Source organism: Bacillus sp. P4_D3 (assembly GCF_056401855.1).
In genome coordinates, this window is the sequence record NZ_JBFUIN010000753.1 from 1 (window position 1) to 1,446 (window position 1,446).

Here is a 1,446-nt window from a genome sequence, read left to right on the forward strand (position 1 = left end):
CTATATACTTATCAAACCTTCTAAACCTAATCCAGCTCACAATAAGGGCAGATATCGCAGTTGGAATACCCCAAAGCGCCATATCCCATACACCGACATGCATACCTACTGAATCGAAGAACCCTTTCATTAATAAAATGGCACCAGTTGCGATGAAAATATCCTCTCCGAAAAACCAAGCTGTATTTTCCGCAGCTGCTGCGTTTGCTTTAATCTTTTCTCTCAATTTTTCAGGGAGTTTACCATATTTACCTTGTGCAGCTCCTTCTGCCATTGGCGCAACTAGCGGTCTCACTGTTTGCGCATGACCACCGATATTAAGTCCAAGTGCTGCTGATGATTCTCTTATCGTAAAATATGACATTAATACTCTTCCAGTTGTTGCTCCTTTTGATTTCGTTATAAGTGCTTCTGCTCTTTCTTTTAAACCGTAACGCTCTAAAATTCCGATTACCGGTAAAGTTAATATGATTGGCATAGACATATATCTGTTTTCTATGAAAAATTTACCGAACATGCTAATCACATCATAAAAACTTAAGCCTGAAACCATACCAGTAACAATACCCGCAACCATTACTACTAACAGTGTATTTAATCTAAATAAAAACCCAACTGCAACAAGTAGTATCCCAATTAATTTAATCATTTCCAGCACTTCCCCTCATTTATTATTTCGGTGCACTTATAGAAACACCGTTAAGTTCGAATGTTCTGTATATTTTTTCCGCAAATTGTACTGCTTTCTCTCCGTCCCCGTGTAAACATATCGTTTGCGCCTGAACTGCTACTTTCTCCCCATTAACCGATTCTACATACCCTTCCTTCACCATTTGAAGTACTTGTTTTATTGCTTCATCTTCATTTTTTATAAGAGCATTTTCTTCTGTACGACTCGTTAAAGTTCCATCCTGCTTATACGTACGATCAGCAAAAGCTTCTTGTACGAGAGTTATATTATATTTTTCTGTTGCCCTTATAAACGCCTCACTATTCGCTAATCCGTAAAGTAATAATCCAGGGTTAATATGATAAATTGCTTTTGCGATTGYATCCGCAATTTCCGAATCAGTTGCCGCCATATTATATAACGCACCGTGCGGTTTTACATGTTGCATCTTCCCACCGGCAGCTTTAACAAATCCTTCTAATGCGCCAATTTGATATAAAACATAATCATATACTTCACTTGCTGAAACGTGCATGTTCCTTCTCCCAAATCCAATTAAATCAGGAAATCCAGGGTGTGCTCCTATTGCTACGTTATGCTGCAGAGCTTTTTCAACCGTTTGCCTCATAACGGCCGGATCACCAGCATGAAAACCACAAGCAACATTTATAGAGGAAACGAACGGAAGAATTTCATCATCATTCCCCATTTTATAAGCTCCAAAACTTTCTCCTAAATCACAGTTTAAATCAATTGTAGTCACGATGTTTTCCTCC

At 38.4% G+C, this 1,446-nt stretch carries 2 protein-coding genes; both read right to left on the reverse strand.

Features of this window, described 5'->3' with window-relative positions:
• On the reverse strand, window positions 1-649 hold a 649-nt coding region (locus tag AC1DTM_RS26330; RefSeq protein WP_023522352.1), incomplete at its 3' end, for a DUF969 domain-containing protein.
• A 22-nt stretch (window positions 650-671) separates the two neighbouring features.
• Entirely contained in the window at window positions 672-1,433 is a 762-nt protein-coding gene (pxpA, locus tag AC1DTM_RS26335; RefSeq protein ID WP_477001267.1) for a 5-oxoprolinase subunit PxpA, read from the reverse strand.
• Window positions 1,434-1,446: the final 13 nt, after the last annotated feature.